The organism is Marinovum sp. 2_MG-2023, from assembly GCF_030548265.1.
In the GTDB taxonomy this organism is placed as follows: Bacteria; Pseudomonadota; Alphaproteobacteria; order Rhodobacterales; family Rhodobacteraceae; genus Marinovum.
The window spans coordinates 23,108-46,446 of record NZ_JAUOSD010000016.1; the positions used below are offsets into that span (position 1 = coordinate 23,108).

General features: G+C 60.7%; 22 protein-coding genes. 17 read left to right on the forward strand and 5 right to left on the reverse strand.

The features are described from left to right. Positions 1 to 3 precede the first annotated feature (3 nt). From tolB to folD, 8 genes are all read left to right on the forward strand, one after another. A complete protein-coding gene (gene tolB, locus Q4577_RS16735; protein ID WP_303471036.1) occupies positions 4 to 1,320 on the forward strand; it encodes a Tol-Pal system beta propeller repeat protein TolB in 1,317 nt (438 codons plus the stop codon). A 102-nt stretch (positions 1,321 to 1,422) separates the two neighbouring features. Next, the gene (gene pal, locus Q4577_RS16740) at positions 1,423 to 1,947 is read left to right on the forward strand and encodes a peptidoglycan-associated lipoprotein Pal (protein ID WP_244688685.1); all 525 of its coding nucleotides are present in this window, start codon (positions 1,423 to 1,425) and stop codon (positions 1,945 to 1,947) included. A 28-nt stretch (positions 1,948 to 1,975) separates the two neighbouring features. Beyond that, on the forward strand, positions 1,976 to 2,803 hold the full coding sequence (locus Q4577_RS16745; protein WP_303470857.1) for a tetratricopeptide repeat protein: 828 nt from the start codon (positions 1,976 to 1,978) through the stop codon (positions 2,801 to 2,803). A gap of 117 nt (positions 2,804 to 2,920) precedes the next feature. Continuing rightward, positions 2,921 to 4,225, forward strand: a complete 1,305-nt coding sequence (tilS, locus tag Q4577_RS16750) for a tRNA lysidine(34) synthetase TilS (RefSeq protein ID WP_303470859.1) — start codon at positions 2,921 to 2,923, stop codon at positions 4,223 to 4,225. 79 nt (positions 4,226 to 4,304) lie between these two features. Continuing rightward, positions 4,305 to 6,218, forward strand: a complete 1,914-nt coding sequence (gene ftsH, locus Q4577_RS16755) for an ATP-dependent zinc metalloprotease FtsH (protein WP_303470861.1) — start codon at positions 4,305 to 4,307, stop codon at positions 6,216 to 6,218. A gap of 371 nt (positions 6,219 to 6,589) precedes the next feature. Then, positions 6,590 to 8,266 (forward strand): formate--tetrahydrofolate ligase, encoded by a 1,677-nt coding sequence (locus Q4577_RS16760; RefSeq protein WP_303470863.1) that lies wholly within the window; start codon positions 6,590 to 6,592, stop codon positions 8,264 to 8,266. 55 nt (positions 8,267 to 8,321) lie between these two features. Continuing rightward, positions 8,322 to 8,627: a chorismate mutase gene (locus Q4577_RS16765; RefSeq protein ID WP_303470865.1), complete on the forward strand. Its 306-nt coding sequence runs from the start codon at positions 8,322 to 8,324 to the stop codon at positions 8,625 to 8,627. Positions 8,628 to 8,655: 28 nt separating this feature from the next. After that, on the forward strand, positions 8,656 to 9,558 hold the full coding sequence (gene folD, locus Q4577_RS16770; protein WP_303470867.1) for a bifunctional methylenetetrahydrofolate dehydrogenase/methenyltetrahydrofolate cyclohydrolase FolD: 903 nt from the start codon (positions 8,656 to 8,658) through the stop codon (positions 9,556 to 9,558). Between the two features lie 131 nt (positions 9,559 to 9,689). Here the strand turns inward: folD and Q4577_RS16775 are convergent, their stop codons facing one another. Together Q4577_RS16775 and Q4577_RS16780 are read right to left on the reverse strand one after the other, a co-directional pair. Next, entirely contained in the window at positions 9,690 to 10,094 is a 405-nt protein-coding gene (locus Q4577_RS16775; protein WP_303470869.1) for a universal stress protein, read from the reverse strand. A 123-nt stretch (positions 10,095 to 10,217) separates the two neighbouring features. After that, the gene (locus Q4577_RS16780; RefSeq protein WP_303470871.1) at positions 10,218 to 10,841 is read right to left on the reverse strand and encodes a hypothetical protein; all 624 of its coding nucleotides are present in this window, start codon (positions 10,839 to 10,841) and stop codon (positions 10,218 to 10,220) included. A gap of 233 nt (positions 10,842 to 11,074) precedes the next feature. Between Q4577_RS16780 and Q4577_RS16785 the strand changes: the two genes are divergently transcribed. The 3 genes from Q4577_RS16785 to Q4577_RS16795 all read left to right on the forward strand — a co-directional run bounded on the left by Q4577_RS16785 (position 11,075) and on the right by Q4577_RS16795 (position 13,780). After that, a complete protein-coding gene (locus Q4577_RS16785) occupies positions 11,075 to 12,310 on the forward strand; it encodes an MFS transporter (protein ID WP_303470873.1) in 1,236 nt (411 codons plus the stop codon). A gap of 145 nt (positions 12,311 to 12,455) precedes the next feature. Then, positions 12,456 to 13,328 (forward strand): 50S ribosomal protein L11 methyltransferase, encoded by an 873-nt coding sequence (locus Q4577_RS16790; RefSeq protein ID WP_303470875.1) that lies wholly within the window; start codon positions 12,456 to 12,458, stop codon positions 13,326 to 13,328. A 110-nt stretch (positions 13,329 to 13,438) separates the two neighbouring features. Beyond that, a complete protein-coding gene (locus Q4577_RS16795; RefSeq protein WP_244688664.1) occupies positions 13,439 to 13,780 on the forward strand; it encodes a hypothetical protein in 342 nt (113 codons plus the stop codon). Positions 13,781 to 13,939: 159 nt separating this feature from the next. Here the strand turns inward: Q4577_RS16795 and Q4577_RS16800 are convergent, their stop codons facing one another. Continuing rightward, on the reverse strand, positions 13,940 to 14,155 hold the full coding sequence (locus Q4577_RS16800) for a DUF1127 domain-containing protein (RefSeq protein ID WP_303470878.1): 216 nt from the start codon (positions 14,153 to 14,155) through the stop codon (positions 13,940 to 13,942). A 320-nt stretch (positions 14,156 to 14,475) separates the two neighbouring features. On the opposite strand from Q4577_RS16800, the gene ruvC reads away from it, so the two are divergent. The 4 genes from ruvC (at position 14,476) to Q4577_RS16820 (ending at position 18,098) form a co-directional block, all read left to right on the forward strand. Beyond that, the gene (gene ruvC, locus Q4577_RS16805; protein ID WP_244688660.1) at positions 14,476 to 14,988 is read left to right on the forward strand and encodes a crossover junction endodeoxyribonuclease RuvC; all 513 of its coding nucleotides are present in this window, start codon (positions 14,476 to 14,478) and stop codon (positions 14,986 to 14,988) included. Next, complete coding sequence (gene ruvA, locus Q4577_RS16810; RefSeq protein WP_303470881.1) at positions 14,985 to 15,665, forward strand: Holliday junction branch migration protein RuvA; 681 nt, start codon at positions 14,985 to 14,987, stop codon at positions 15,663 to 15,665. Before ruvC ends, ruvA begins: the two co-directional genes overlap by 4 nt. A gap of 12 nt (positions 15,666 to 15,677) precedes the next feature. Next, a complete protein-coding gene (gene ruvB / locus Q4577_RS16815; RefSeq protein ID WP_303470883.1) occupies positions 15,678 to 16,706 on the forward strand; it encodes a Holliday junction branch migration DNA helicase RuvB in 1,029 nt (342 codons plus the stop codon). A 198-nt stretch (positions 16,707 to 16,904) separates the two neighbouring features. Next, complete coding sequence (locus tag Q4577_RS16820; protein WP_303470885.1) at positions 16,905 to 18,098, forward strand: caspase family protein; 1,194 nt, start codon at positions 16,905 to 16,907, stop codon at positions 18,096 to 18,098. Positions 18,099 to 18,266: 168 nt separating this feature from the next. Here the strand turns inward: Q4577_RS16820 and Q4577_RS16825 are convergent, their stop codons facing one another. After that, a complete protein-coding gene (locus tag Q4577_RS16825; RefSeq protein WP_244688653.1) occupies positions 18,267 to 18,923 on the reverse strand; it encodes an OmpA family protein in 657 nt (218 codons plus the stop codon). 140 nt (positions 18,924 to 19,063) lie between these two features. After that, positions 19,064 to 21,262: a primosomal protein N' gene (locus Q4577_RS16830; protein ID WP_303470888.1), complete on the reverse strand. Its 2,199-nt coding sequence runs from the start codon at positions 21,260 to 21,262 to the stop codon at positions 19,064 to 19,066. 421 nt (positions 21,263 to 21,683) lie between these two features. Between Q4577_RS16830 and Q4577_RS16835 the strand changes: the two genes are divergently transcribed. Both Q4577_RS16835 and Q4577_RS16840 read left to right on the forward strand, forming a co-directional pair. Beyond that, entirely contained in the window at positions 21,684 to 22,394 is a 711-nt protein-coding gene (locus Q4577_RS16835) for a DUF484 family protein (RefSeq protein WP_244688650.1), read from the forward strand. Then, positions 22,382 to 23,326, forward strand: a complete 945-nt coding sequence (locus Q4577_RS16840) for a tyrosine recombinase XerC (protein WP_303471037.1) — start codon at positions 22,382 to 22,384, stop codon at positions 23,324 to 23,326. The genes Q4577_RS16835 and Q4577_RS16840 overlap by 13 nt, the downstream gene beginning before the upstream one ends. Positions 23,327 to 23,339: the final 13 nt, after the last annotated feature.

Sequence of the window (23,339 nt, forward strand, 5' to 3'; positions counted from 1 at the left end):
CGAATGCGAGAAATGCTCTGTGCCGTTTTGGCCGCTCTGGCCCTGACATTGACGGCCACGGCCCAGGCCGCGCCACTCCGGATCGAAATCACCGAAGGCGTGGTTGAACCGCTGCCCTTTGCTGTGCCGGGCTTCATCGCTGAAAACAGCGGGGCGGCGGAATGGGGGGCCAAGCTGGCCCAGGTGGTGGCCGATGATTTGATCGGCACCGGGCTTTTTGACCAGATCAACGAAGAGGCCTTTATTTCGCGCCCGACCAGCTTTGCCGCGCCGGTGCAATATGCCGACTGGAAGGCGATCAATGCCCAGGCGCTGATCATGGGGGCGGTCACCGTGTCGGGGGATGGCCAGCTGACGGTCAAATTCCGGGTCTATGACGTGTTTTCCGACAGCGAACTGGGCCGTGGATTGCAATTTCAGGGCACCACGGATGGATGGCGGCGCATGGCGCACAAGGTGGCGGATGCGGTCTATAGCCGGATCACGGGCGAAACCGGCTATTTCGACAGCCGCGTGGTGTTTGTGTCCGAAACCGGCCCCAAGAACGAACGCAAGAAGCGGCTGGGGATCATGGATTACGACGGCGCAAATGTGCAGTATCTGACCGACAGCTCGTCGATTGTGCTGGCGCCGCGGTTTTCGCCCACCGGCGACCGGGTGCTCTATACCTCTTATGCGACCGGGTTCCCGCGCATTCACGTGCTGGATGTGGGTGACACCCGCAGCCGAATTCTTGAAACCCAATCGGACAAGATGTCCTTTGCGCCGCGCTTTGCCCCCAATGGCGTCACTGCGGTTTATTCCCTCAGCGAAGGGTCGAATACCGACATCTTCACCATGGATCTGGCGTCGGGCCAATCCAGCCGGTTGACCAATACCCCCGCGATCGAAACCGCGCCGTCCTATAGCCCGGACGGGGGGCGGATCGTGTTTGAAAGCGACCGGTCGGGCAGCCAGCAGCTCTATATCATGTCGGCAAATGGCGGCGAAGCGCAGCGCATTTCCTTTGGTCAGGGGCGTTATGGCACGCCGGTCTGGTCGCCGCGCGGCGATTTGATTGCCTTTACCAAACAGCACAAGGGCCGGTTCCACATCGGCGTGATGCGCACCGATGGCAGCGAAGAGCGGTTGCTGACCGCATCGTTCCTCGACGAGGGACCGACCTGGGCACCCAATGGCCGGGTGATCATGTTCACCCGCGAAACACAGGGCGCCAGCGGACAATCCAACCTGTATTCGGTGGATGTGTCGGGCCGAAATCTGAAACGGGTGCGCACGCCCGGTGCGGCGTCGGACCCCAGCTGGGGTCCGTTGCAATAGGCGCTGTGGTGGATTTGCAATAGATATGTATTGCGCGGCGGGGCTGTGATAGACTCGGACTTAACAATGGCACAATGCCAGATGGCGGAGCAGGACAAGACAATGAAACATATGAGCAAGATCGTGCTTTTGATGGGCGCTTTGGCCGTGTCGGCCTGCACCGGTGCGGGCCGGTTTGACAGCGCAGACAGCGGCGTTGGTGGCAGCGACTTTGATGCCGGTGCTGGTGCGGGCACTGGTGGCGGTCTGGGCGATCCGACCAGCCCGACCTATTTCCAACAGGCGATTGGCGATCGGGTGCTGTTTGTGGTTGATCAATCTTCGCTGACCAGCGAAGCGCAATCCATCCTCAACGCCCAGGCACAATGGCTGATCACCAATTCCGACTATGTTGCGGTGATCGAAGGTCATGCCGACGAACAAGGCACGCGGGAATACAACCTTGCCCTTGGCGGACGGCGGGCCAATGCGGTACGTGAATACCTGATTTCTCAGGGGGTTTCGGCATCGCGACTCAAATTCGTGACTTTTGGCAAAGAACGCCCGATCGAGATCTGTTCGGAAGAATCCTGTTACGCCAAGAACCGCCGCGCGGTCACGGTCATTGCCGGCGGTCTGACAAGCTGATCCAGCGCCCTTGCGGAGGGGTAGAAATATGCGATTTCTGTTGATTTTCGGCCTGGTTGCGGGTCTGCCGATTGCGGGCCTTGCCCAGGATCGTGAACAGACATTGGCGGACATCCGCCAGGATCTGACGTTGCTGAATGTCGAGGTGCAGCGCCTGAAACGTGAGCTGTCGACCACTGGCGGCAGCACTGCAGCGGGTGGCGGCGGGACGCTTCTGGACCGGGTTCAGGTGATTGAAGCGGAACTGACGCGGCTGACCGGCAAGACCGAACAGCTGGAATTCCGCATCAATCAGGTGGTCACCGATGGCACCAAACGGATCGGAGATCTGGAATTTCGTCTTGTCGAACTCGAAGGCGGCGATGTCGGCCAATTGGGCGACACCACCACCCTTGGTGGCGGCACGACCGAGGAATTGCCTGCCGCTCCGGTGGCCCCTGCCCCACCTGCATCTGGTGATGGACCGGCGCTGGCGCTGAGCGAAGAAGAAGACTTTCGGCGAGCCGGGGAGGCGCTCGCCACAGGTGACTTTCGCAGCGCCGCGGACCTCTTTGCGACCTTTAATGAGACCTATCCGGGCGGACCGTTAGCCACCAAGGCCAGTCTGGGGCGGGGTCAGGCGTTGGAAGGTCTTGGCGACTTGCGCGAAGCGGCCCGGGCCTATCTGAACGCCTATTCTGTAGATACCGAAGGCCCGGATGCCGCGACCGCGCTGGTGCATCTTGGCCGTGCGCTTGGCGCGCTGGGGCAGATGGCCGCAGCCTGTCAGACCTTGGGTGAAATTGAAACACGATTCCCCGCTGCCACGCAGGTTCAGGACGCACAGGCAGAAATGCAAAACCTGAATTGCACCTGATTTCGGTTCGGTCAATCGGGTTGTCGTCCTGGCGGTGACAGACAGTTGGGGGCGCTGCCCCCGCCCGCCAAAGGCGGCCTCCCCCGGGATATTTTTGAACAGAAGAAGGCCAAGGGCATGACCGGGTTTTGTCTGCAGAGCCATTTTGCCGATGCCATGGGGGCGCTTCTGGGCCCGGATTTTCCGGACACGATTGGTTTGGCCGTGTCTGGCGGTGGTGACAGCATGGCGATGCTGACACTCGCCCATAATTGGACCCATCAATATGGTGTCACCTTGCGGGTTGTGACGGTGGATCACGGGTTGCGGGCGGAAAGTGCCGATGAGGCAGAGTTTGTCGCCCGCACCTGCGCCGAGCTGGGACATTCACATAGCACATTGCGCTGGCAAGGCCCTTCGGGGCCGGGTTGGGATGGTCACGGCAACCTGCAAGACGCGGCGCGCGCGGCGCGATTGTCCCTGATCGAGGATTGGCGCGGGTCGCTGCGCCATGTGCTGATGGCCCATACGGCAGATGATCAGGCCGAAACATTCTTGATGCGCTTGGCGCGGGGGTCGGGTGTTGACGGTTTGGCATCGATTCCAGAAAAACGGTTTGTGCCCTCCGGGCCACAGGCCGCAGATCGGGACGCGGCCGACAGCGGGTTTTGGCTGATCCGGCCGCTTCTGAACGCGCGGCGCGCCGATTTGCGGCATTATTTGACGGTTCTCAAAGGCACCTGGGTCGACGATCCGTCGAATGACGATCCGAAATACGACCGGGTGCGCATGCGCCAGGCAATGGATCTGTTGCAACCGCTTGGGCTGGACGTGCCGACGCTGGCGCAGACCGCCACGCGCATGGCACGCGCGCGCGACGGATTGCAACGCTGGGCCCAGGACGCGGCGGCGGATCTGGTGCGGGCCCAATATGGTGATTTGCTGTATGATCGCGACGCTTTGGCGGCGCTGGATGCCGAAACCCGGCTGCGGCTTCTGGCGGTCGGGCTGCAATATGTGGCGGTCCAGCCCTATCGCCCGCGCGCGCAGGCATTGGAGGCGACGGCAGAGCGCGTGCTCTCTGGCGGCCACGGGACATTGCACGGCTGCATGATCCGCGCGGAAAAGACCGATATTCGGATCTGCCGTGAATACCGCGCCGTGGCCGCAACAACCGCGCAGGTCGGCGACATCTGGGACCAAAGGGTGCGAATCCAGGGGCCAAAGATCGCGGGTATGACGGTGCGGGCGCTTGGGGCCGAGGGGGCCGCGCAGCTTGATCAACGCCCAGCCGGCCTGCCCTATCAAAGCCTGATCGCCCAGCCGGCGGTGTTTGAACGCGACCGATTGCATGCCTTTGCCCCGGCGGGATATGGTCCGGCCCATACAACCGACTATTTCGCGGGCCAGGGCAGTTTTCCCAACTTCATCCGGATGCATTGAATTTGCCCGCGAAACCCCTATTTTTCACTGCAAGGGCACGCTATAGAGCGGACCAAACCCAACTTCCGGGAGAATTTACTTGGGCAATCTGCGTAATATCGCCTTTTGGGTCGTACTTTTTGTACTGATCCTGACGCTTTTCAATCTGTTTTCGGGCGGCGGCAATACGCTGCAAAGCCAGGGCACGCCCTATTCCGACTTCGTCCAGCTGGTCGAAGAGGACAAGGTCGCCACGGTCACCATTGACGGTGAAACCATCCGCTTCAAGGGCAAGGATGGCCGCGACTATGTCACAGTGAAGCCCGACGATGCCGAAGTGACCCAGCTTTTGCTGGACAATGATGTGAATGTGAATGCCGAAAGCCAGGAGCAATCCGGGTTTCAGTCATTCATCCTCAGCCTGTTGCCATTCTTGCTGCTGATCGGTGTCTGGATCTATTTCATGAACCGGATGCAGGGTGGCGGCAAAGGCGGCGCCATGGGCTTTGGCAAATCCAAGGCCAAGATGTTGACCGAAAAATCGGGCCGTGTGACGTTTGATGACGTGGCAGGCATTGATGAGGCCAAAGAAGAGCTGGAAGAAATCGTTGAATTCCTGCGCAACCCGCAGAAATTCTCGCGTCTTGGTGGGCAGATCCCCAAAGGTGCGCTTCTGGTGGGCCCTCCGGGCACCGGTAAGACGCTTTTGGCGCGTGCGATTGCGGGCGAGGCTGGTGTGCCGTTCTTTACCATCTCGGGTTCCGACTTTGTCGAGATGTTTGTGGGTGTTGGTGCATCGCGTGTGCGCGACATGTTCGAACAGGCCAAGAAAAACGCGCCTTGCATTGTGTTCATCGACGAAATTGACGCCGTGGGCCGCGCCCGTGGTGCCGGTTATGGCGGTGGCAATGACGAACGCGAACAGACGCTGAACCAGTTGCTGGTGGAAATGGATGGCTTTGAGGCCAACGAAGGCGTGATCATCATCGCCGCCACCAACCGCAAGGATGTGCTGGACCCCGCGTTGCTGCGTCCCGGTCGGTTCGACCGTCAGGTCACCGTGATGAACCCCGACATCAAGGGCCGCGAAAAGATCCTCAACGTGCATGCACGCAAGATCCCGCTTGGCCCCGATTCCGACATGCGCATCATCGCGCGGGGGACACCGGGCTTTTCCGGCGCTGATCTGGCGAACCTGGTGAACGAAGCGGCATTGACCGCCGCGCGTATCGGCCGCCGATTCGTGACGATGCAGGATTTCGAAAGCGCCAAGGACAAGGTGATGATGGGCGCGGAACGCCGCTCGATGGTGCTGACCGAAGAGCAGAAGGAAAAAACCGCCTATCACGAAGCTGGCCATGCTGTGGTCGGGCTGACCCTGCCGAAATGTGACCCGGTCTATAAGGCCACGATCATTCCGCGCGGCGGCGCCTTGGGCATGGTTGTGTCGCTGCCAGAGATTGACCGCCTGAATTGGCACCGGTCGGAATGCGAAGAAAACCTGGCGATGACCATGGCGGGCAAAGCGGCCGAGATCATCAAATACGGCGCGGACAATGTGTCCAACGGCCCCTCTGGCGACATTCAACAGGCCAGCGCGCTGGCGCGTGCGATGGTGCTGCGCTGGGGGATGTCGGACAAGGTTGGCAATATCGACTATTCCGAAGCGCATGAAGGCTATAACGGCAAGACTGCGGGTCTTTCGGTGTCGGCCAATACCAAGGAATTGATCGAAGCCGAGGTCAAACGCTTCATTCAGGAAGCCTATGACCGTGCGTTCCAGATCCTGACCGACAAGAATGAGGAATGGGAACGTCTGGCACAGGGATTGCTGGAATATGAGACCCTGACCGGCGAAGAAATCAAGCGTGTGATGAAAGGTGATCCGCCGCAAATCGGCGATGACGAAGACGACACGCCAGATGCCGGCAATGCACCTTCGGTCACCGCGATCCCAAAGACCAAGCCCAAGAACAAACCATCGAGTGACTTGGAACCGGAACCTTCGGCATAAGCCGAAACCAAACCGGAAGTGATTTAAGCCCCCGAGGTCGCGGACTTCGGGGGTTTTTCTTTGCCCAGTGCTTGGCTGTTCGGTGCTTGGCTGTTCAGTGTTTGGTTGTTCGCTGCTTGGCCGTCGGGCGATATCGCGCCCCGGACGTGATCCGGGGCCTCTTTATCTGCCCCAACTGCGCCCGACCAATCCCCGGTGAAGTCCCGGAGCAGGTCCGGGACGATCCCCCGCCTTTTTGCACGCTTCTGGTTTCCGATCGACGAAACACCGTGCCCATCCCGCCGCTCACATTCGACAAAATGTCGGAAACGCCGTGATCAATGCTTGTCTGGCGCGGTATCAATTGGGAAAACCCCGACAGGAGTGGCCCAATGTCATATCTTTCCGACATCGAAATCGCCCGCGAGGCTGACAAGAAACCAATCCAGGAGATCGGCGCCAAGCTGGGTATCAGCCCTCAACATCTGGTGCCTTTTGGCCACGACAAGGCCAAAGTCAGCCAGGATTTCATCAACAGCGTCCAGGGCAACAAAAATGGCAAGCTGATCCTTGTCACCGCGATCAACCCGACCCCGGCGGGCGAAGGCAAGACCACGACAACCGTGGGCCTTGGCGACGGGTTGAACCGTATCGGCAAGAAGGCCGCGATCTGTATCCGCGAGGCCAGCCTCGGGCCGAATTTCGGCATGAAGGGCGGCGCGGCGGGGGGCGGCTATGCCCAGGTGGTGCCGATGGAGGACATGAACCTCCACTTCACCGGCGATTTCCACGCCATCACCACCGCACACAACCTGCTGTCGGCGATGATCGACAACCATATCTATTGGGGAAACGCGCTGGAGATTGATCCGCGCCGCGTGGTCTGGCGCCGGGTGATGGACATGAACGACCGGGCCTTGCGGGACGTTGTGACCTCGCTTGGCGGCGTGGCCAATGGCTTTCCCCGCCAGACCGGGTTCGACATCACCGTCGCATCAGAGGTCATGGCGATCCTGTGCCTTGCGACCTCGCTTGCGGATCTGGAACGCCGTTTGGGTGACATCATCGTGGCCTATACCCGCGACCGCAGGCCGATCACCTGCCGCGATATTCAGGCGGATGGCGCGATGACCGTTTTGTTGAAAGATGCGATGCAGCCCAATCTGGTGCAAACGCTGGAAAACAACCCGGCCTTTGTGCATGGCGGCCCCTTTGCCAATATCGCCCATGGGTGCAATTCGGTCATGGCGACCTCTACCGCGTTGAAAGTGGCGGATTATGTGGTGACAGAAGCCGGCTTTGGTGCCGACCTCGGGGCCGAAAAATTCATGAACATCAAATGCCGCAAGGCGGGCCTGGCCCCCGATTGCGTGGTGTTGGTGGCCACCTGTCGCGCGATGAAGATGAATGGCGGCGTGGCGAAATCCGATCTTGGTGCGGAAAACGTCGCCGCCATCAACAAGGGCTGTGCAAATCTGGGCCGCCACATCCAGAACGTCAAAAGCTTTGGCGTGCCGGTGGTGGTCGCGATCAACCATTTTGTCACGGACACCGAAGACGAGGTCGCGGCGGTCAAGGCCTATGTCGAGACCCAGGGGTCTGAGGCAATCCTGTGCCAGCATTGGGAAAAAGGCTCCGAAGGCACCGAGGCGCTGGCAACCCGCGTCGCGGCGATTGCCGACAGCGGACAGGCGCAATTCGCCCCGCTTTACGATGATGACCTGCCGCTGTTTGAGAAAATCGAAACCATTGCCAAGTCGATCTATCGCGCGGATGAGGTGCTGGCCGATGGCAAGATCCGCAACCAGCTGCGCGAATGGGAGAATGCGGGATATGGCCACCTGCCCGTCTGTATGGCCAAGACACAATATTCGTTTTCCACCGACCCCAATCTGCGCGGCGCACCGTTGGGCCATTCGGTGCCAGTGCGCGAGGTGCGACTGGCGGCGGGGGCCGGATTTGTGGTGGTGATCTGCGGCGAGATCATGACCATGCCGGGCCTGCCCTCAAAACCTGCGTCGGAAAACATCCGAATGAACGCCGATGGCCAAATAGAAGGGTTGTTCTAGGCACGAATTTGCGATTTCTGCGGGCACAAGTGCCCTTGCCCGCAGGAGAGACAATATGACCGATCTGACCCCGCCGGAAAATTGTGCGGATATGGCAGAATTGCGCCGTCAGATTGACATGTTGGACGGAAAGCTGATTGACCTTCTGGCGGCCCGTGCCGGATACATCGATCGGGCGGTTGAATTGAAAACCGCGCTGGGCTGGCCGGCCAATATCCCGTCCCGCGTCGAGGATGTGGTGAACAAGACCCGCGCAGGCGCCGCCAGGCGTGGTCTGGACCCGGATCTGGCCGAGGCGCTTTGGCGCGAATTGATAGAATGGTCGATCACGCGCGAGGCGCGCCATATCGACCGCGACTGACCACGACACCCGACGAAAGGGACAAGACATGACAGCCCAGATCATCGACGGCAAGGCCTTTGCCGCCAAGGTACGCGCCGAGGTGGCGACCCACGTGGCCCGGCTCAAGGAAGAGCATGACATCACACCGGGCCTTGCGGTGGTTTTGGTGGGCGAAGATCCGGCAAGCCAGGTCTATGTCCGGTCCAAGGGCAAACAGACGGTTGAGGTCGGCATGAATTCCTATGAATTCAAACGCGACGCCACGATTTCCCAGGATGAGCTGCTGGCGCTGATTGACCAGCTGAACAATGATCCGCTGGTACATGGTATTCTGGTGCAACTGCCCCTGCCCGATCATCTTGACGAAGATCTGGTGATCAATGCGATCAGCCCCGACAAGGATGTCGATGGGTTCCACATTTCCAATGTCGGCCTGTTGGGCACGGGTCAAAAGTCGATGGTGCCCTGCACGCCGCTGGGCTGTCTGATGATGCTGCGCGACCACCATGGATCGTTGTCCGGGCTGAATGCCGTGGTGATTGGCCGGTCCAATATTGTCGGCAAACCAATGGCGCAATTGCTGCTGGGTGACAGCTGTACTGTCACCATTGCCCATTCCCGCACCAAGGACATTGCCGATGTCGTGCGTCGTGCCGACATCGTTGTTGCGGCGGTGGGCCGGCCCGAAATGGTGCCGGGCGATTGGATCAAACCCGGCGCGACGGTCATTGATGTGGGCATCAACCGCATTCCCGCGCCCGAAAAGGGTGAGGGCAAGACCCGGTTGGTTGGCGATTGCGATTTCGAAAGCTGCGCCGCGGTCGCCGGGGCGATCACCCCGGTGCCGGGCGGTGTCGGCCCGATGACAATCGCCTGTCTGCTGGCCAATACCGTAACCGCGTGCAGCCGGGCAAATGGGCTTCAGGCACCGACCGGCCTGACGGCCTGATCTGACGGCCCGATCTGACGACCTGATCTGACGGTCTGGCGCGCATCGACCGGTTTGAGCGGCGGCAAAGCGACCACCGCTCTTGCCAGGGCTTTGGCGGGGCAATTTTTGGGCCCCGCGGCCAAGTCGCCCTAGCGCAGGACAACAACCGGACATTGTGCGTGACGCACAACGCGGGCGGCGGTCGAGCCGATAAAATAGTCCGAGATCCCCGGTCGATGTGAGGTCACAACGATACAATCGACCGCGTTTTGCGTCGCCCAATCCAGAATACCATTGGCTGGATGGGCATCAATCACATGGATCTCGACCTCGTCCTTGGCAAATTGGGCTTTCAATTCGTTTGCGATTTCCACCTTGGCCTGTTCGACCTGATCGTTTGGCAAATAGGTTTCGACATATATCGGGACGTCCTCAACCACTGAGAGGATCGAAACCTTTGCCCCCGTATTGGACAGTTTCCGCGTCACGGTCAGCGCGTTGGTGTATTCTTCGTAGTGGCCCGGAGCGACCGGGATCAGGATATGATTGTACATGGTTGCCTCCTCTGGATGACACCATGATAGACCGCGCGCAGAAACCGACATTGATATAGCGCAAACACCAGAAGATGCGGCACGCAGGCCGATACCGGTGCATATGCGTTCAGAAAGTCAGGCCTATTGCGCCAGGCCAACCCGCGCCGCCAGTCGCATGGCGTGGACCGGATCCTGTGACACGGCCGGCATCACCGGATCATACCCGGCCCGGATCACGGCACCGATCTCGGGGCGCAGAATTGTCTGGTCGCCGGCAATCGCCAGCGGCGACACCTCGGCAAATGCCGCATCAGACCACAGCAACATCACCCTGACGATCTGGCCCAACGCCAATGTTTCGGCCGGCATCGCGCCAAGCGCGTCGTCCATGCGCAGGAACACGAAACAGGCTTTGATCGCGCCCGCATCGTCAAACCGGAACACCCGGTATTGATTGGCATCTGCCGATTTCAACCGCCCGACCAGGGCCACCAAATCCGGCACAAGCTTGTCCAGATCAGGCACGTCCGGCAGTTCGTCCCAATCCCGAAAGAAAAAGAACATGCAATTGCTGCCCAATTCCGGGTCGGTTTCGGCGATATGGTGACCGGCCATTGCGACCACGGCCTCCAGCGCGCCTTTGATCACCGGCAAGGTGCCTTCGGTCACGCCAAAGACAATCGGCGCAATCGGACGCCCCCACCGGGCAAAGTGATACGCCCCGTCAGAACGGGTAAAAAGCGGTTCGATTTCAATGGCGTTCATCTCTCGTTTCCTACAACACATCACACATACCGGCCCTGTCCCGACGCTGCCCGAAATCAAAGCCAAAATCAAAGACTGCGGTCAAATCCTGCCGGCCAACCCGGGGCAGTGATGCCACAAGGTGCTATTTCAACACAATTCCACAGCCGATGCGATGGAATGTGCATCTGTGCAGGGGTGACTGCGCAAAAAGTATACTCGCCTTTTTTTTGCAACCGCCGTACATCGCAAGCATGAGCAAAACCCTGCCCCTGGCGCTTGCGCGCGATCTGCCGGTCTGGCGCCGCCCGACAACATTGCTGTTTGTGATGGCAGCGGCGATGCCCATCGCCTTTGCCACTTGGACCGCCCTGCTGAACAATTTCGTGATCGAGGTCGCGGGGTTCGACGGGTCTGACATTGGCTGGTTGCACACGGTGCGCGAGATCCCCGGATTTCTGGCGGTGGGCGTGATTGCCTTGATCGTTTTCATGCACGAACAGGTTCTGGCGCTGATCGCATTGTTGTTGTTGGGCGTGGCGACGGCGGTGACCGCCTATTTCCCCGACATGGCGGGGATTTTGACGATCACGATGCTGTCCTCTATCGGGTTCCACTATTTCGAAACCGTGAACCAATCGCTTCAGCTGCAATGGCTGCCCAAGGACCGCGCGCCGCAGGTGCTGGGCCTGTTGATGGCGGCGGGATCGGCGGCCACGCTGCTGGCCTATGGCGCGATTGTCCTGACATGGGAGACTTTGGGGCTGAGCTATACCCATGTCTACCTGATAGCGGGCGGCGTCACCGCTGTGCTGGCGGTGTTTTCCATGCTGGCCTATCCCCGGTTCGACGCGCCCAACCCGCAGGTCAAGAAGCTGATCCTGCGGCGGCGTTACTGGCTCTATTATGTGCTGCAATTTCTGGCCGGTGCGCGCCGCCAGATCTTTGTGGTGTTTGCCGGTTTCATGATGGTCGAACGGTTTGGCTTCGCAGTGCACGAGGTTACGGCGCTGTTCCTCGCCAATCTGGTGGCCAATATGCTGTTTGCCCCGCTCATGGGCCGCGCCGTTGCCCGCTTTGGCGAACGCGCGACACTGCTGTTTGAATATGCCGGTCTGATCATGGTGTTTCTGGCCTATGGCGGGATCTATTTCTTTGGCTGGGGAGTGGTGATCGCGGCGGCGCTTTATCTGATTGATCACCTGTTCTTTGGCCTCGCACTGGCGCTGAAAACCTATTTCCAGAAAATTGCCGATCCCGGCGACATCGCCCCGACGGCGGCGGTGGCCTTTACCATCAACCATATCGCGGCGGTGTTTCTGCCTGCGGGCCTGGGGTATCTCTGGCTGGTTTCGCCCGGATCGGTGTTTTTTGCCGCAGCCGGTATTGCGACCGCATCATTTGTGCTGGCCTTGCTGATCCCCCGCCATCCGGTGCCGGGATATGAAACCGTGTTTCAACGCCCGATTGTCCCCGCCCCTGCGGAATAGCCGCGATCTGCGCATAGTGGAGATGTGATGTTTCTGCGTGGAACGCCGCGCAAAACCGCCGGGTGATGACCCAATGTGACGGGCAGAGGTTTCAAACCCGCCGCAAAGGTCCTAAGAGACGTGAAACCGTCAGAGAGTGCCACACATGCCCACATTCACCGCCCTCACCACCCTGCCCGGCAAGCCTCAGGCTGAAACGCTTGGCGCGGCCATGGAACATCTGGTGCCCGAACCAACCGGCGTCGGCGTGTTCGAGATGGAGGATGGCTCTGGCCTGTGGGAAATCGGCGGCTATTTCACCGAAGCCCCGGACGAAGCCGCCCTTGCGGTCCTTGCGGCGGCATTTGGCGCCAAGGAGTTTGCGATTTCCGAACTGCCGGAAACAGATTGGGTGGCCAAGGTGAAACGCGAATTGTCGCCGGTGGCGGCGGGGCGTTTCTTTGTCTATGGCAGCCATGATGCCGACAAGGTGCCCGCCGATTGCGAACCCCTGTTGATCGAGGCCGCCATGGCCTTTGGCACCGGCCACCACGGCACCACACTTGGCTGTCTGCGGGCGCTTGACCGGCTGGCGACGGGCGGATTTCATGGCAAATCGGTTGCCGACATCGGCTGTGGCACGGCGGTTCTGGCGATGGGTGCAGCCCGGATCTGGCCCGAAACTGTACTGGCCTCTGACATTGACGAGGTCGCCGTCGAGGTCGCCGAGGCCAATGTCCGCGCCAATGGATTGGACGGGCGTGTGGCCTGTCGTGTGGCGATGGGGTTCGACCATAGCGACATTGCGGCGATGGCCCCGTTTGATTTGGTGTTTGCCAATATCTTGAAAGCGCCGCTCATTTCACTTGCACCGGACATGGCCCGCCATTTGCAACCGGGTGGATATGCGATTCTCTCTGGTATTCTGAATGAACAGGCGGACGAAGTGATCGCCGTTTATGCCGCCAATGGCATCAATCTCCTTCACCGCGAAGAGATTGTTGAATGGACCACCCTGACCCTGCAAAAAGCTCTCTGATTTTAGCGGCATTTGCCGCTAAATTTCGACATCTGCCCCGGAATTGCCACATTTGACGCCCAAAAAGGGTGCCATATCTGGTGGGGGCCGGATTAGATGTAGAGGCTGCCATGTCGGAGACATTGTTCCATTTCGACAAGCGCGTCAGGCGGATTGCCAAGAAAAATCGCAAACTGGCGCGCGGTCATACGAATTTCATCGACGGCACCGGCGTGATCCGCCAGCGTCCCACGCGCAAACTGACCGCCCTGCCCATTCGCGGGTTGATGATCATCGCGTTTTGTTTCTTTGCATTCAAAGGTTTGCTGATCGCCCATCAGGGCGTTGTGCAATACGAAGACCGGCTTGACCTGCTGGCGGCCGGTAGCATTTTCGAACAAGGCGCCGCTTGGGTCATGCAGGTCGACCCTGTGGCCATGTGGTTCGCAGGCCTGCTAAGCGCCATTGTCTGAGCCTTTCACCTGAGGTCGCCAAACGCCTCAGGTGGTTCCGGGTCCGCCGCTTCCCCAAGCCAAAAGGCGGACCCGGCCGAAACCCACAGCCAATCGCCCCATGCAAAAAGACCGCGCCTGTTGCCAGGTCGCGGCCTTTTTTTCGACTTTAAAGAAGTCTTAGAAGTTTGGTTGCCGTGCAACGCGGTCGATGTCGGCGCGCGACAGACCAATATCGTTCAACTCGGCGTCGCTGAGGCTGGAGAGCAAGGTGCGGGTCGCACGTGCATCTTTCCATTCCTGGATGCGGTTGATCATGATCGACACGCTGCGACCAATGCGATCCCCAAATCCGGCAACTGCGATTTGGGCGGAATTTTCTTCATAAACGGCCATCTCGGGCACTCCTGGCTACGGCGCCATTCGGGCGCAAGTTTTCATACCGCGCAATTAATGGGCAACAGCGCCGCAAACAAGTGCAGTCTCTGCATAGCCCCCTTGCATTCCCGTCATTGCTCAGACCGCCACTAAGCCACTGATTTAGATTAATAAATTACCGAAACACAAATCCTGCGGCCCACGGCACAGGCCATTCCGCCGCAGGTCGACGACTTGACAAGGCAAAACCGACTCATTGCAGCGCCCCAAAGGTTTCTCTTGGCGTTTGTTCTCGTTTCGTGCTAGCGAAACAAAAAAGCAACAAAGTCAGGGCAGTCATGCGGGTTCTGGGCATCGATCCGGGTTTGCGCAACCTCGGGTGGGGCGTGATCGACGTTTCAGGCAGCAAATTGCGCCATGTGGCCAATGGGATCTGCCATTCAGAGGGGACGGACCTCGCGCTGCGGCTGATGTCGCTGCACCGGCAGTTGACCGATGTCCTGCAACGCTATGCCCCCACCACCGCGGCGGTGGAACAAACCTTTGTCAACAAAGATGCGGTCGCCACCCTGAAACTGGGTCAGGCGCGCGGCATTGCCTTGCTTGTTCCGGCGCAGGCGGGTTTGACTGTTGGCGAATATGCCCCCAACAAGGTAAAGAAATGTGTGGTCGGCGTCGGACATGCCGACAAGACCCAGATCGCACATATGGTGAAGATGCAATTGCCGGGGGTCGTATTGGCCGGGCCGGATGCGGCGGATGCGCTGGCGATTGCCATGACACATGCGTTTTATGTGCGCGCACCCGGGGCAGCATCCGGGCGCGCATTGCGAGAGGTGCGGGCACAATGATTGGCAAGCTTTCGGGGCGGATTGATTACCGGGGCGAGGATCACATCCTGCTGGATGTGCGTGGTGTTGGCTATGTCGTCTATTGCTCGGACCGAACGCTGGCCGGCCTGCCCGCCGTTGGCGAGGCCGTGGCGCTTTATACCGATCTGACGGTGCGCGAAGATCTCTTGCAGCTCTATGGCTTTCCGTCGCTGGTGGAAAAGGAATGGCACCGCCTGTTGCTGACGGTGCAGGGTATCGGCGCAAAAGCCGCCCTGGCGATTCAGGGCACACTTGGCCCGGATGGCGTCAGCCGGGCAATTGCCCTGGGCGACATCAACGCAATCAAAGCGGCCAAGGGTATCGGCCCGAAGACGGCACAACGTGTGGTGCACGAGTTGAAGGACAAAGCCCCGGCGGTGATGGCCATGGGCGGCGCACAGGCCGCAGAGGTCGACGACTCGGTCATTGAGGACGCGACCCCGGTGCCGGAGCCCCGCCCCGCAGCCAAATCAGCGGCCAAACCGGCGCCCAAAGCCAACAACGCCCAGGCCGAGGCGCTTTCGGCGCTTGGCAATCTTGGCTATGCCCCCGGCGAGGCCGCCGGCGCGGTGGCCCAGGCCGCCGGCGAGACGCCAGAGGCCGACACGGCGGCGCTGATCCGCGCGGCGCTGAAACTTCTGGCCCCAAAGGGATAGGGTGAACACGGGATGAGCGAACCGGACCCCACCCTGCGCCCCGAACCGCGCCCCGAGGATGCCGACCGCGCGCTGCGGCCGCAGCAATTGTCGGATTTCATCGGTCAGGCCGCAGCCCGGGCCAATCTGCGTATTTTCATTCAATCCGCCCGCCAACGCGGCGAAGCCATGGATCACACGCTGTTTCATGGCCCGCCGGGGCTGGGCAAAACCACGCTGGCCCAGATCATGGCGCGCGAATTGGGGGTCAATTTTCGCATGACCTCGGGCCCGGTTCTGGCCAAGGCGGGTGATCTTGCGGCGATCCTGACCAATCTAGAGGCACGGGATGTGCTGTTCATCGACGAAATTCACCGGCTGAACCCGGTGGTCGAGGAGATTTTGTATCCCGCGCTGGAAGATTTCGAACTGGATCTGGTGATTGGCGAAGGCCCGGCGGCGCGCACGGTGCGGATCGAATTGCAGCCGTTTACCCTGGTTGGGGCGACCACGCGGTTGGGGCTTTTGACCACGCCGTTGCGGGATCGTTTTGGCATTCCGACACGGTTGCAGTTCTATACTGTTGATGAGTTGCATGAAATTGTCAGCCGCAACGCCACCAAACTGGGCGTGCCCGCCGACAGCGACGGTGCGCGCGAAATTGCCCGGCGCGCCCGTGGCACCCCCCGGATCGCCGGACGGTTGCTGCGCCGGGTTGTTGATTTTGCCGTGGTCGAAGGCAACGGCCATATCACCCGCGCGCTGGCGGACAATGCGCTGACCCGGTTGGGGGTAGATCATCTGGGGCTGGATGGCGCGGACCGCCGGTATCTGGGCCTGATCGCCGAAAATTATGCCGGCGGACCCGTGGGGATTGAAACGCTGTCTGCCGCTCTCAGCGAAAGCCGGGATGCGCTGGAAGAGGTGATCGAACCCTTTTTGTTGCAACAGGGATTGATCCAACGCACCCCACGCGGGCGCATGCTGGCGCAAAAGGCCTGGACGCATCTGGGAATTGCCCCGCCGCGCGCGCCGGGGCAGAGCGATTTGTTCGGCAAATAGCCCCTGACCGCCACGCCGTCTGCGTAAAAAAAAGGGGGCCAGCCCCCTCGGCCTTTGGCCTCACCCCCGGGATATTTTGGGTCAGATGAAGGGCAAGGCAGCGCTTTTCAGGTCATGTTCACACTTGCCCCGCGGCTTGCCTATGGGGCTGTTTCACGCCACCATGGCGGCAAGATCATGATAGGAAAGCTGAACAAAATGCGTCTCATATCCCTGATTGCGCTGATCTTCTGGGCCCTGCCCGTCTGGGCCGAAAACCGGATTGCACTGGTGATTGGCAATTCCGACTATGCGCGGATAGGCAAGTTGGCCAATGCCACCCATGATGCCCGGCTGATTTCCGATAGTTTGCGCGCGACCGGCTTTGACGTGACGGTGCTGACCGATCTGGACGAAGATGCAATGGGGCTGGCGCTGGATCGATTTGCCGAAGACGCGCAAAGCGCGGATGTGGCGGCGGTCTATTTTGCGGGGCACGGTGTGCAATATCAGCGGGTGAATTATTTGATGCCGGTGGATGCCAATCTGCGCAGCGCTGCCGCCATCCCGCGCGAGGGCCTGTCGCTGGATCAGATCATGCAGGCGCTGACACCGGTGCCGGTGTCGCTGATCTTTCTGGATGCATGTCGCAACAACCCCTTTGCCGAGCAGCTTTTGGCCCAGGCCCGCGCCGAAGGGCGCAGCGCAGCCGTCAGCCGGGGGTTGGCGGTGGTGCAGGCGGAGGGCGATCAATTGGTGGCCTTTGCCACCCTGCCCGACACCGTGGCCAGCGATGGCACCGCTGGCAATTCGCCTTTTGCCCGCGCCCTTGCCCGCCATATCTCGACCCCTGACGTCGAGGTTTCGGTGATGATGAAGCGGGTCACCGCCGATGTCATGCAGGAGACCGATGGCACCCAGCGCCCACAGCAGCTGAGCCAGATGCAACGCGAATTCTATTTCAATGGCGCGGCGGATGATCCGGCGCCACGGCTCAATACGCCCGATCCGATCCTGTCGGTGTATCCACTGCGGGTGGCCGTCGACGACGAGGTCGCGATGATCGCCGATCTTCCGGCCGCCTGCACACCGTTCTTTTTCGCGCTGTCCCCTTCGGCGAAGTTTACGCCCATCCCGCGCAAGTTCTTTCGGACCTTCGCGCTGGCCTCGGGTCAGACCCGGTACGAGATTTCGCCGGGCTCACGCTATGGGCTCAAGGTTTTGCCGGAGGACGAAAAGGGCACCAACCTGATTGGCTATATGTGCGAACCACCGTCCGGCACGGATCAGACGGTGCTCAAGGCGCTGCTGCGTGAGGGTGTTCAGGCGGCGCAGAACGGCGTTGAAGACGGCGAAGTCAGCGCGATGGGGGCCAGCGCCCGGTTCCAGATCCGCCCGTTTGAGATCGAATAGGCGCGCCGCAGGAGCGCATTCATGACGCCCTTTTGGCGCAGCGCCCTCGGGGGTGCTGGCGCGGGTATCTGAACGGCGCTTTGATCGGGCCTGCGGGGGCTTTGAACGCCGGGGCACGTAACTCTGTCAGCTGCCTATGGATCTTTGGGATCAGGCGATTGCGAAACGTTAAGACGCCGGGGCAAGTACCAGTTGGACCCGCCGGTTGCGCGCGCTTAGCGGGTTGGCGGGATCCGCCAACCGCTGGAAACCAAACCCGACAGCTTCGATCCGCGAGGCAGGGACATCGGCGGCGGCGGCCACGAAATTGGCAACGCTCTGCGCGCGCGACAGTGACAGACGTTCATTATATTCCGCCGCCCCTTTGGCATCGGAATGGCCCATGAAAATAAGGATGTAGCGCGAAAAATCATCGCTGCGCAGCACATTGGCCAGATCCAGAAGCTGGCGCATTTGATCGGGACGGATATCCGAGGAATTATAGTCGAACAAAACCTCCAGATCGACAGAGGGCAAAGGTTCTGCCGCAGCGGATGTATCGTCGCCGGTCACCGAGGCCGGTGTGACATCGACGTCTTCGCGATCAACAATGCCCAAGTTCACCACATCGTCGATGGTAAAGTCGACACCGCCGTTCTCCGGGCAATTGGCCCGGTCGCGCAGACAACGTTCCATCGCACCACCGCCCACAGTTTCGGACGCTTGCGGCGCCTCGGTCGGTCCCCCCAGATCAAAATCATCCAAGGTGATCACCGATTGCGCCGCAACGGCGGCTGCAAACCCTATGGCCGGGATCGAACAAAGCAAGACGCGAAAAAATGACATATCAATGGCCCACGTGGAATCAAGGAATGACAGCAGCTTAGGCTTTTACGCGTCAAAGTTCAAAGGATCACGGCAGCACAACGGCGCATGTCACCGGCCCCGTGGGCCTGCGCATGCGGCCGGTGACGGCGATGATGGGGTCAATAAAAGCTCTGCGGATCTATATCGACCGCCAGCCGCAGATTTCCTTTTAACGGGAATTGCGCCACCCATTGTGCCAGTGCCCCTTGCAACGCCACGCTTTTGTCTGCCTTGACCAACAGCCGCACGCGATGCCGCCCCCGGACCCGTGCGATGGGGGCCGGCGCCGGGCCAAAGACCTGGGCCCCGACCCGGCGCAGCGGCGCATCATTGCGCGCCAACGCATTGCCAAGGTCAAACACCTCCTGGGCGTCGGTGGACGACAGGATGATGCCCGCCAGCCGGCCATAGGGGGGCACGCCGGCCTGACGCCGTTGATCCGCCTCGGCGCGCCAGAAGTCTTCTTCATCCCCGGCCAGAATCGCGCGGATCACCGGGTGCTCGGGTTGATGCGTCTGGATCAAGGCCATGCCCGGTTTGTCGGATCGCCCTGCCCGACCGGCCACCTGACGCACCAATTGAAAGGTCCGCTCTGCCGCGCGAAGATCGGACCCATGCAGGCCCAGATCGGCGTCGATCACCCCGACAAGCGTCAGCAGTGGAAAGTTATGGCCCTTGGCCACCAATTGGGTGCCGATGATGATATCAGCCTCGCCCCCGGCAATGGCCGCGATCTGATCCTTCAGCGCGCGGGCAGACCCGTACATGTCCGACGACAATGTCGCCACCCGCGCATCGGGGAACAGCGCCACCGCTTCTTCCGTCAGCCGCTCTACCCCCGGGCCAACAGCGGCCAGTCGATCTTCGGCCTGGCAGGACGGGCAGACCGTCGGCATTGGCTTGGTCTCGCCGCATTGATGGCAAACCAGCCGCTTGAGGAACCGGTGCTCGACCATGCGGGCATCACATTGGTCACATTCAATCTGGCTGCCACAGGCGCGGCACAATGTGATCGGCGCATAGCCACGCCGGTTGATGAACAACAGCGATTGCTCGCCACGGGCCAGCCGGGCCGTGACCGCCGATTGCAAGCTTGGCGAGATCCAGCGATGCGACGGCAGGGTTTCGTTGCGCATGTCGATGGCGCGCATCTCTGGCAGGACCGCCGCGCCAAATCGCGATGTCAGCTCCAGCCGGGTATATTTGCCCGCCTCGGCATTGGCCCAGCTTTCCAGACTGGGTGTGGCAGAGGCCAGCACCACCTGCGCGCCTTCGATCGAAGCCCGCAAAACCGCCATGTCGCGCGCATTATAGAGCACGCCATCGCCCTGTTTGTAGGAGGTATCATGTTCCTCATCGACCACGATCAGACCAAGGTCGCGGAACGGCAGGAACAGCGACGACCGCGCGCCGACAACCATCTGTGCACCGCCCTCGCCCACCATTTTCCAACAGCGCCGCCGTTCGGTCTGGGTGATGCCGGAATGCCATTCAGCAGGTTTCGCACCAAACCGCGCCTCGACCCGGGTCAGAAATTCCTGGGTCAGGGCGATCTCTGGCAAAAGCACCAGCGCCTGTCGCCCCCGGCGCAGGGTATCGGCCACCGCCTCCAGATAGACTTCGGTCTTGCCCGATCCGGTGACCCCGCGCAGAAGCGTGGTGGAATAGCCTTTGTCGCCGGCCTGTTGCAGATGCGCCGCCGCTTTGGCCTGATCATCGGTCAGGGATTCTCCCGACATCTCCGGGTCCAAAGTGCGATATGCCACGTCGCGCGGCGCTTCTTCTTCGCGCACCACCCCCTGTGTCGCCAGCCCCTTGATGACCGAGGTCGAGACCCCGGCCATTTCCGCCAGTTCCTTGAGCGTGAAGGCCAGATCGCCGTATTCCTCCAGCGTGGCCAATACGGCCCGGCGCGCCTTGGTGTCGCGATCCGGCAGCCCCACACCCCGGCGATAGATCTTGCGCATGCCGGGCGTGTCCCCCAACCCCGGCGCACGTGTCGCCAGCCGCAACATCGCGGGCAACGGTGTCAGCGTATAGGCCCCGGCGCGGGTCAGAAAATCGCGCATCCCGGCACGCATCGGCGCGCTGTCCAGCACACGCTGCACCTGACGCAGTTTGGCACGATCAAAGCTGCCCTCACCTTCGCCCCAGACCACGCCCAGCATCCGCCGCGGCCCCAAAGGCACCTCGACAAAGGCGCCCAGATGGCACCCGCCTTCCGGCGCGAGGTAATCCAACACACCAGAGCGGTCGCCCATCGCCTGAGTAATCAGGACCCCAAGACGGTCGCCCTCATCAAAATAGCTGCGACTCATTTTGGTGTGACCCATCCCTTTGCCTGATCCGATCCCGATCCAACCTGAGGTATGTCAGCGCCAAACAAAAGCCAAGATGGCAGCGGCCTTCAAAAACAGCGCGCACAAAACCGACATGACAGATGGCCAGGACAGGCCGCGACATTCCATTGAATTTCAATCAAATTCTTTTGATTTCAATGTGTTATTTTCCGGGATACGGCCCAGACACTTTATCAACAGGTTTATCCCCATTCCATCCAAAGTTAAAATTTGCTTAAGATTGGAACGATCTGCGCACCTTCCGCGGCCCCAGCCCCTGTGGATAACTGAATTGTTGACTCTGAGGCACAACTTAAAGAAACACGCGAAACATGCTCAATAAATTGACGAAATGAGCTTGGTGACCTGCTAAAGTCTGGCCGAAATCAAAGGGAATCGCATGACCTCCAGCCTCAAGATCGACGACGACCTCCGCGCCCGCATCATTTCGCGCCCTTCTGTCATTCTCGACGATAAGGACGTGATGCACGCCCTGATCGCTGCCAATGAAAAGGCGATGGGCACCAATATCGTTGATCTGCGCGGCATTGCGATGGAACGGCTGGAACGCCGTCTGGACCGGCTAGAAGACACCCACCGCAGCGTGATTGCGGCCGCTTATGAAAATCTAGCGGGCACAAATCAGGTGCACCGCGCGATCATGCGCATGCTGGACCCGCTGAATTTTGAGGATTTCCTGCACGGACTGGGCGGCGAAGTGGCCGATATCCTGCGTGTCGACAGCGTGCGGCTGGTGCTGGAAAGCAACGAACGCGCGGATGACGATCCGGCGATCCGCAAACTTGGCGATGTGCTTATGGTCGCGGAACCCGGATATGTGTCGCAATACCTGACCGAGGGGCGCATGGGCGGTCTGCGCCCGGTAACCCTGCGCCAACTGGCGGCCGGGGACAGGGCCATTTTCGGGGACAAAGCCGACGACATCCGTTCCGAGGCCTGTTTGGCCCTGAACTTTGGCGAAAAACGCCTGCCCGGCATGCTGGTCCTCGGCGCAGAAGACCCGCATTTGTTCACCCCGCAGCAAGGCACTGACTTGATGGCGTTTTTCGGGGGCGTTTTCGAACGCACCATGCGCCGCTGGCTGGCGTGAGCGCCAGCACGACATTCATTTCCCCCGCAGCGCGTGATGCGCTGGAAACCTGGCTGACGCATTGCCGCGCGCTCAGTGGTCAGGCCGAGGCCACGATAGACGCCTATCGTGCCGACGTACTGGGATTTCTCGCCTTCATGACCAACTACCATGGGGGCGCTCAGGGGTTGACCCCGCTCAGCCGCATCGGATTGCGTGACATGCGCGCCTGGATGGCCGCCACACGCAGCCCCGATGTCGGCTCGCGCAGCATGGCGCGCAAGCTTTCCGCCGTCAAAAGCTTTTACCGCTGGCTGGCCGAACGCGAAGGGTTTGAACCCACCGCCGTTCTGTCGACCCGCGCGCCGAAATACACCCGCAAACTGCCCCGCCCCCTTGCCGAAGATGCCGCGCGGGCGATGATCGACACGGTGGAATTACAAAGCCAGACCAATTGGATAGCGGCCCGCGATGCCGCCGTGGTGACCCTGCTGTACGGCTGCGGCTTGCGCATTTCCGAGGCGCTTGGCCTCAACCGCCGTGCCGCGCCATTGGGCGACAGCCTGCGGATTTTCGGCAAGGGCGACAAGGAACGCATTGTCCCGGTGATCCCGGCCGCCGCCCGCGCCGTAGACAGCTATCTGGCGCTCTGCCCCTTTGCAGGCGATGGCGATACGCCGCTGTTTCTCGGGGCGCGCGGCAAACGGCTGAATGCGCGGCTGGTCCAAAAGGCGATGGAACAGGCGCGGATGCAACTCGGCCTTCCTGCCACCGCCACGCCACACGCCATGCGCCACAGTTTCGCAACCCATCTGCTGAACGCCGGCGGTGATCTGCGCGCGATCCAGGAATTGCTCGGCCATGCGTCGCTTTCCACAACCCAAGGCTACACCGGAATTGATACCGCACGCCTGCTCGAAGTCTATGACCGGGCGCACCCCAAGGCAGGCTAAGGTCAGGACCCTA

Coding starts and splice junctions, on each gene's coding strand:
- tolB (WP_303471036.1), top strand. CDS start 4: ATGCGAGAAATGCTCTGTGCCGTTTTGGCCGCTCTGGCCCTGACATTG.
- ruvB (WP_303470883.1), top strand. CDS start 15,678: ATGAGCGAACCGGACCCCACCCTGCGCCCCGAACCGCGCCCCGAGGAT.
- Q4577_RS16760 (WP_303470863.1), top strand. CDS start 6,590: ATGTCATATCTTTCCGACATCGAAATCGCCCGCGAGGCTGACAAGAAA.
- Q4577_RS16775 (WP_303470869.1), bottom strand. CDS start 10,094: ATGTACAATCATATCCTGATCCCGGTCGCTCCGGGCCACTACGAAGAA.
- ruvC (WP_244688660.1), top strand. CDS start 14,476: ATGCGGGTTCTGGGCATCGATCCGGGTTTGCGCAACCTCGGGTGGGGC.
- folD (WP_303470867.1), top strand. CDS start 8,656: ATGACAGCCCAGATCATCGACGGCAAGGCCTTTGCCGCCAAGGTACGC.
- Q4577_RS16790 (WP_303470875.1), top strand. CDS start 12,456: ATGCCCACATTCACCGCCCTCACCACCCTGCCCGGCAAGCCTCAGGCT.
- pal (WP_244688685.1), top strand. CDS start 1,423: ATGAAACATATGAGCAAGATCGTGCTTTTGATGGGCGCTTTGGCCGTG.
- Q4577_RS16835 (WP_244688650.1), top strand. CDS start 21,684: ATGACCTCCAGCCTCAAGATCGACGACGACCTCCGCGCCCGCATCATT.
- Q4577_RS16795 (WP_244688664.1), top strand. CDS start 13,439: ATGTCGGAGACATTGTTCCATTTCGACAAGCGCGTCAGGCGGATTGCC.
- tilS (WP_303470859.1), top strand. CDS start 2,921: ATGACCGGGTTTTGTCTGCAGAGCCATTTTGCCGATGCCATGGGGGCG.
- Q4577_RS16745 (WP_303470857.1), top strand. CDS start 1,976: ATGCGATTTCTGTTGATTTTCGGCCTGGTTGCGGGTCTGCCGATTGCG.
- Q4577_RS16800 (WP_303470878.1), bottom strand. CDS start 14,155: ATGGCCGTTTATGAAGAAAATTCCGCCCAAATCGCAGTTGCCGGATTT.
- Q4577_RS16830 (WP_303470888.1), bottom strand. CDS start 21,262: ATGAGTCGCAGCTATTTTGATGAGGGCGACCGTCTTGGGGTCCTGATT.
- Q4577_RS16825 (WP_244688653.1), bottom strand. CDS start 18,923: ATGTCATTTTTTCGCGTCTTGCTTTGTTCGATCCCGGCCATAGGGTTT.
- Q4577_RS16780 (WP_303470871.1), bottom strand. CDS start 10,841: ATGAACGCCATTGAAATCGAACCGCTTTTTACCCGTTCTGACGGGGCG.
- Q4577_RS16785 (WP_303470873.1), top strand. CDS start 11,075: ATGAGCAAAACCCTGCCCCTGGCGCTTGCGCGCGATCTGCCGGTCTGG.
- ruvA (WP_303470881.1), top strand. CDS start 14,985: ATGATTGGCAAGCTTTCGGGGCGGATTGATTACCGGGGCGAGGATCAC.
- Q4577_RS16765 (WP_303470865.1), top strand. CDS start 8,322: ATGACCGATCTGACCCCGCCGGAAAATTGTGCGGATATGGCAGAATTG.
- Q4577_RS16820 (WP_303470885.1), top strand. CDS start 16,905: ATGCGTCTCATATCCCTGATTGCGCTGATCTTCTGGGCCCTGCCCGTC.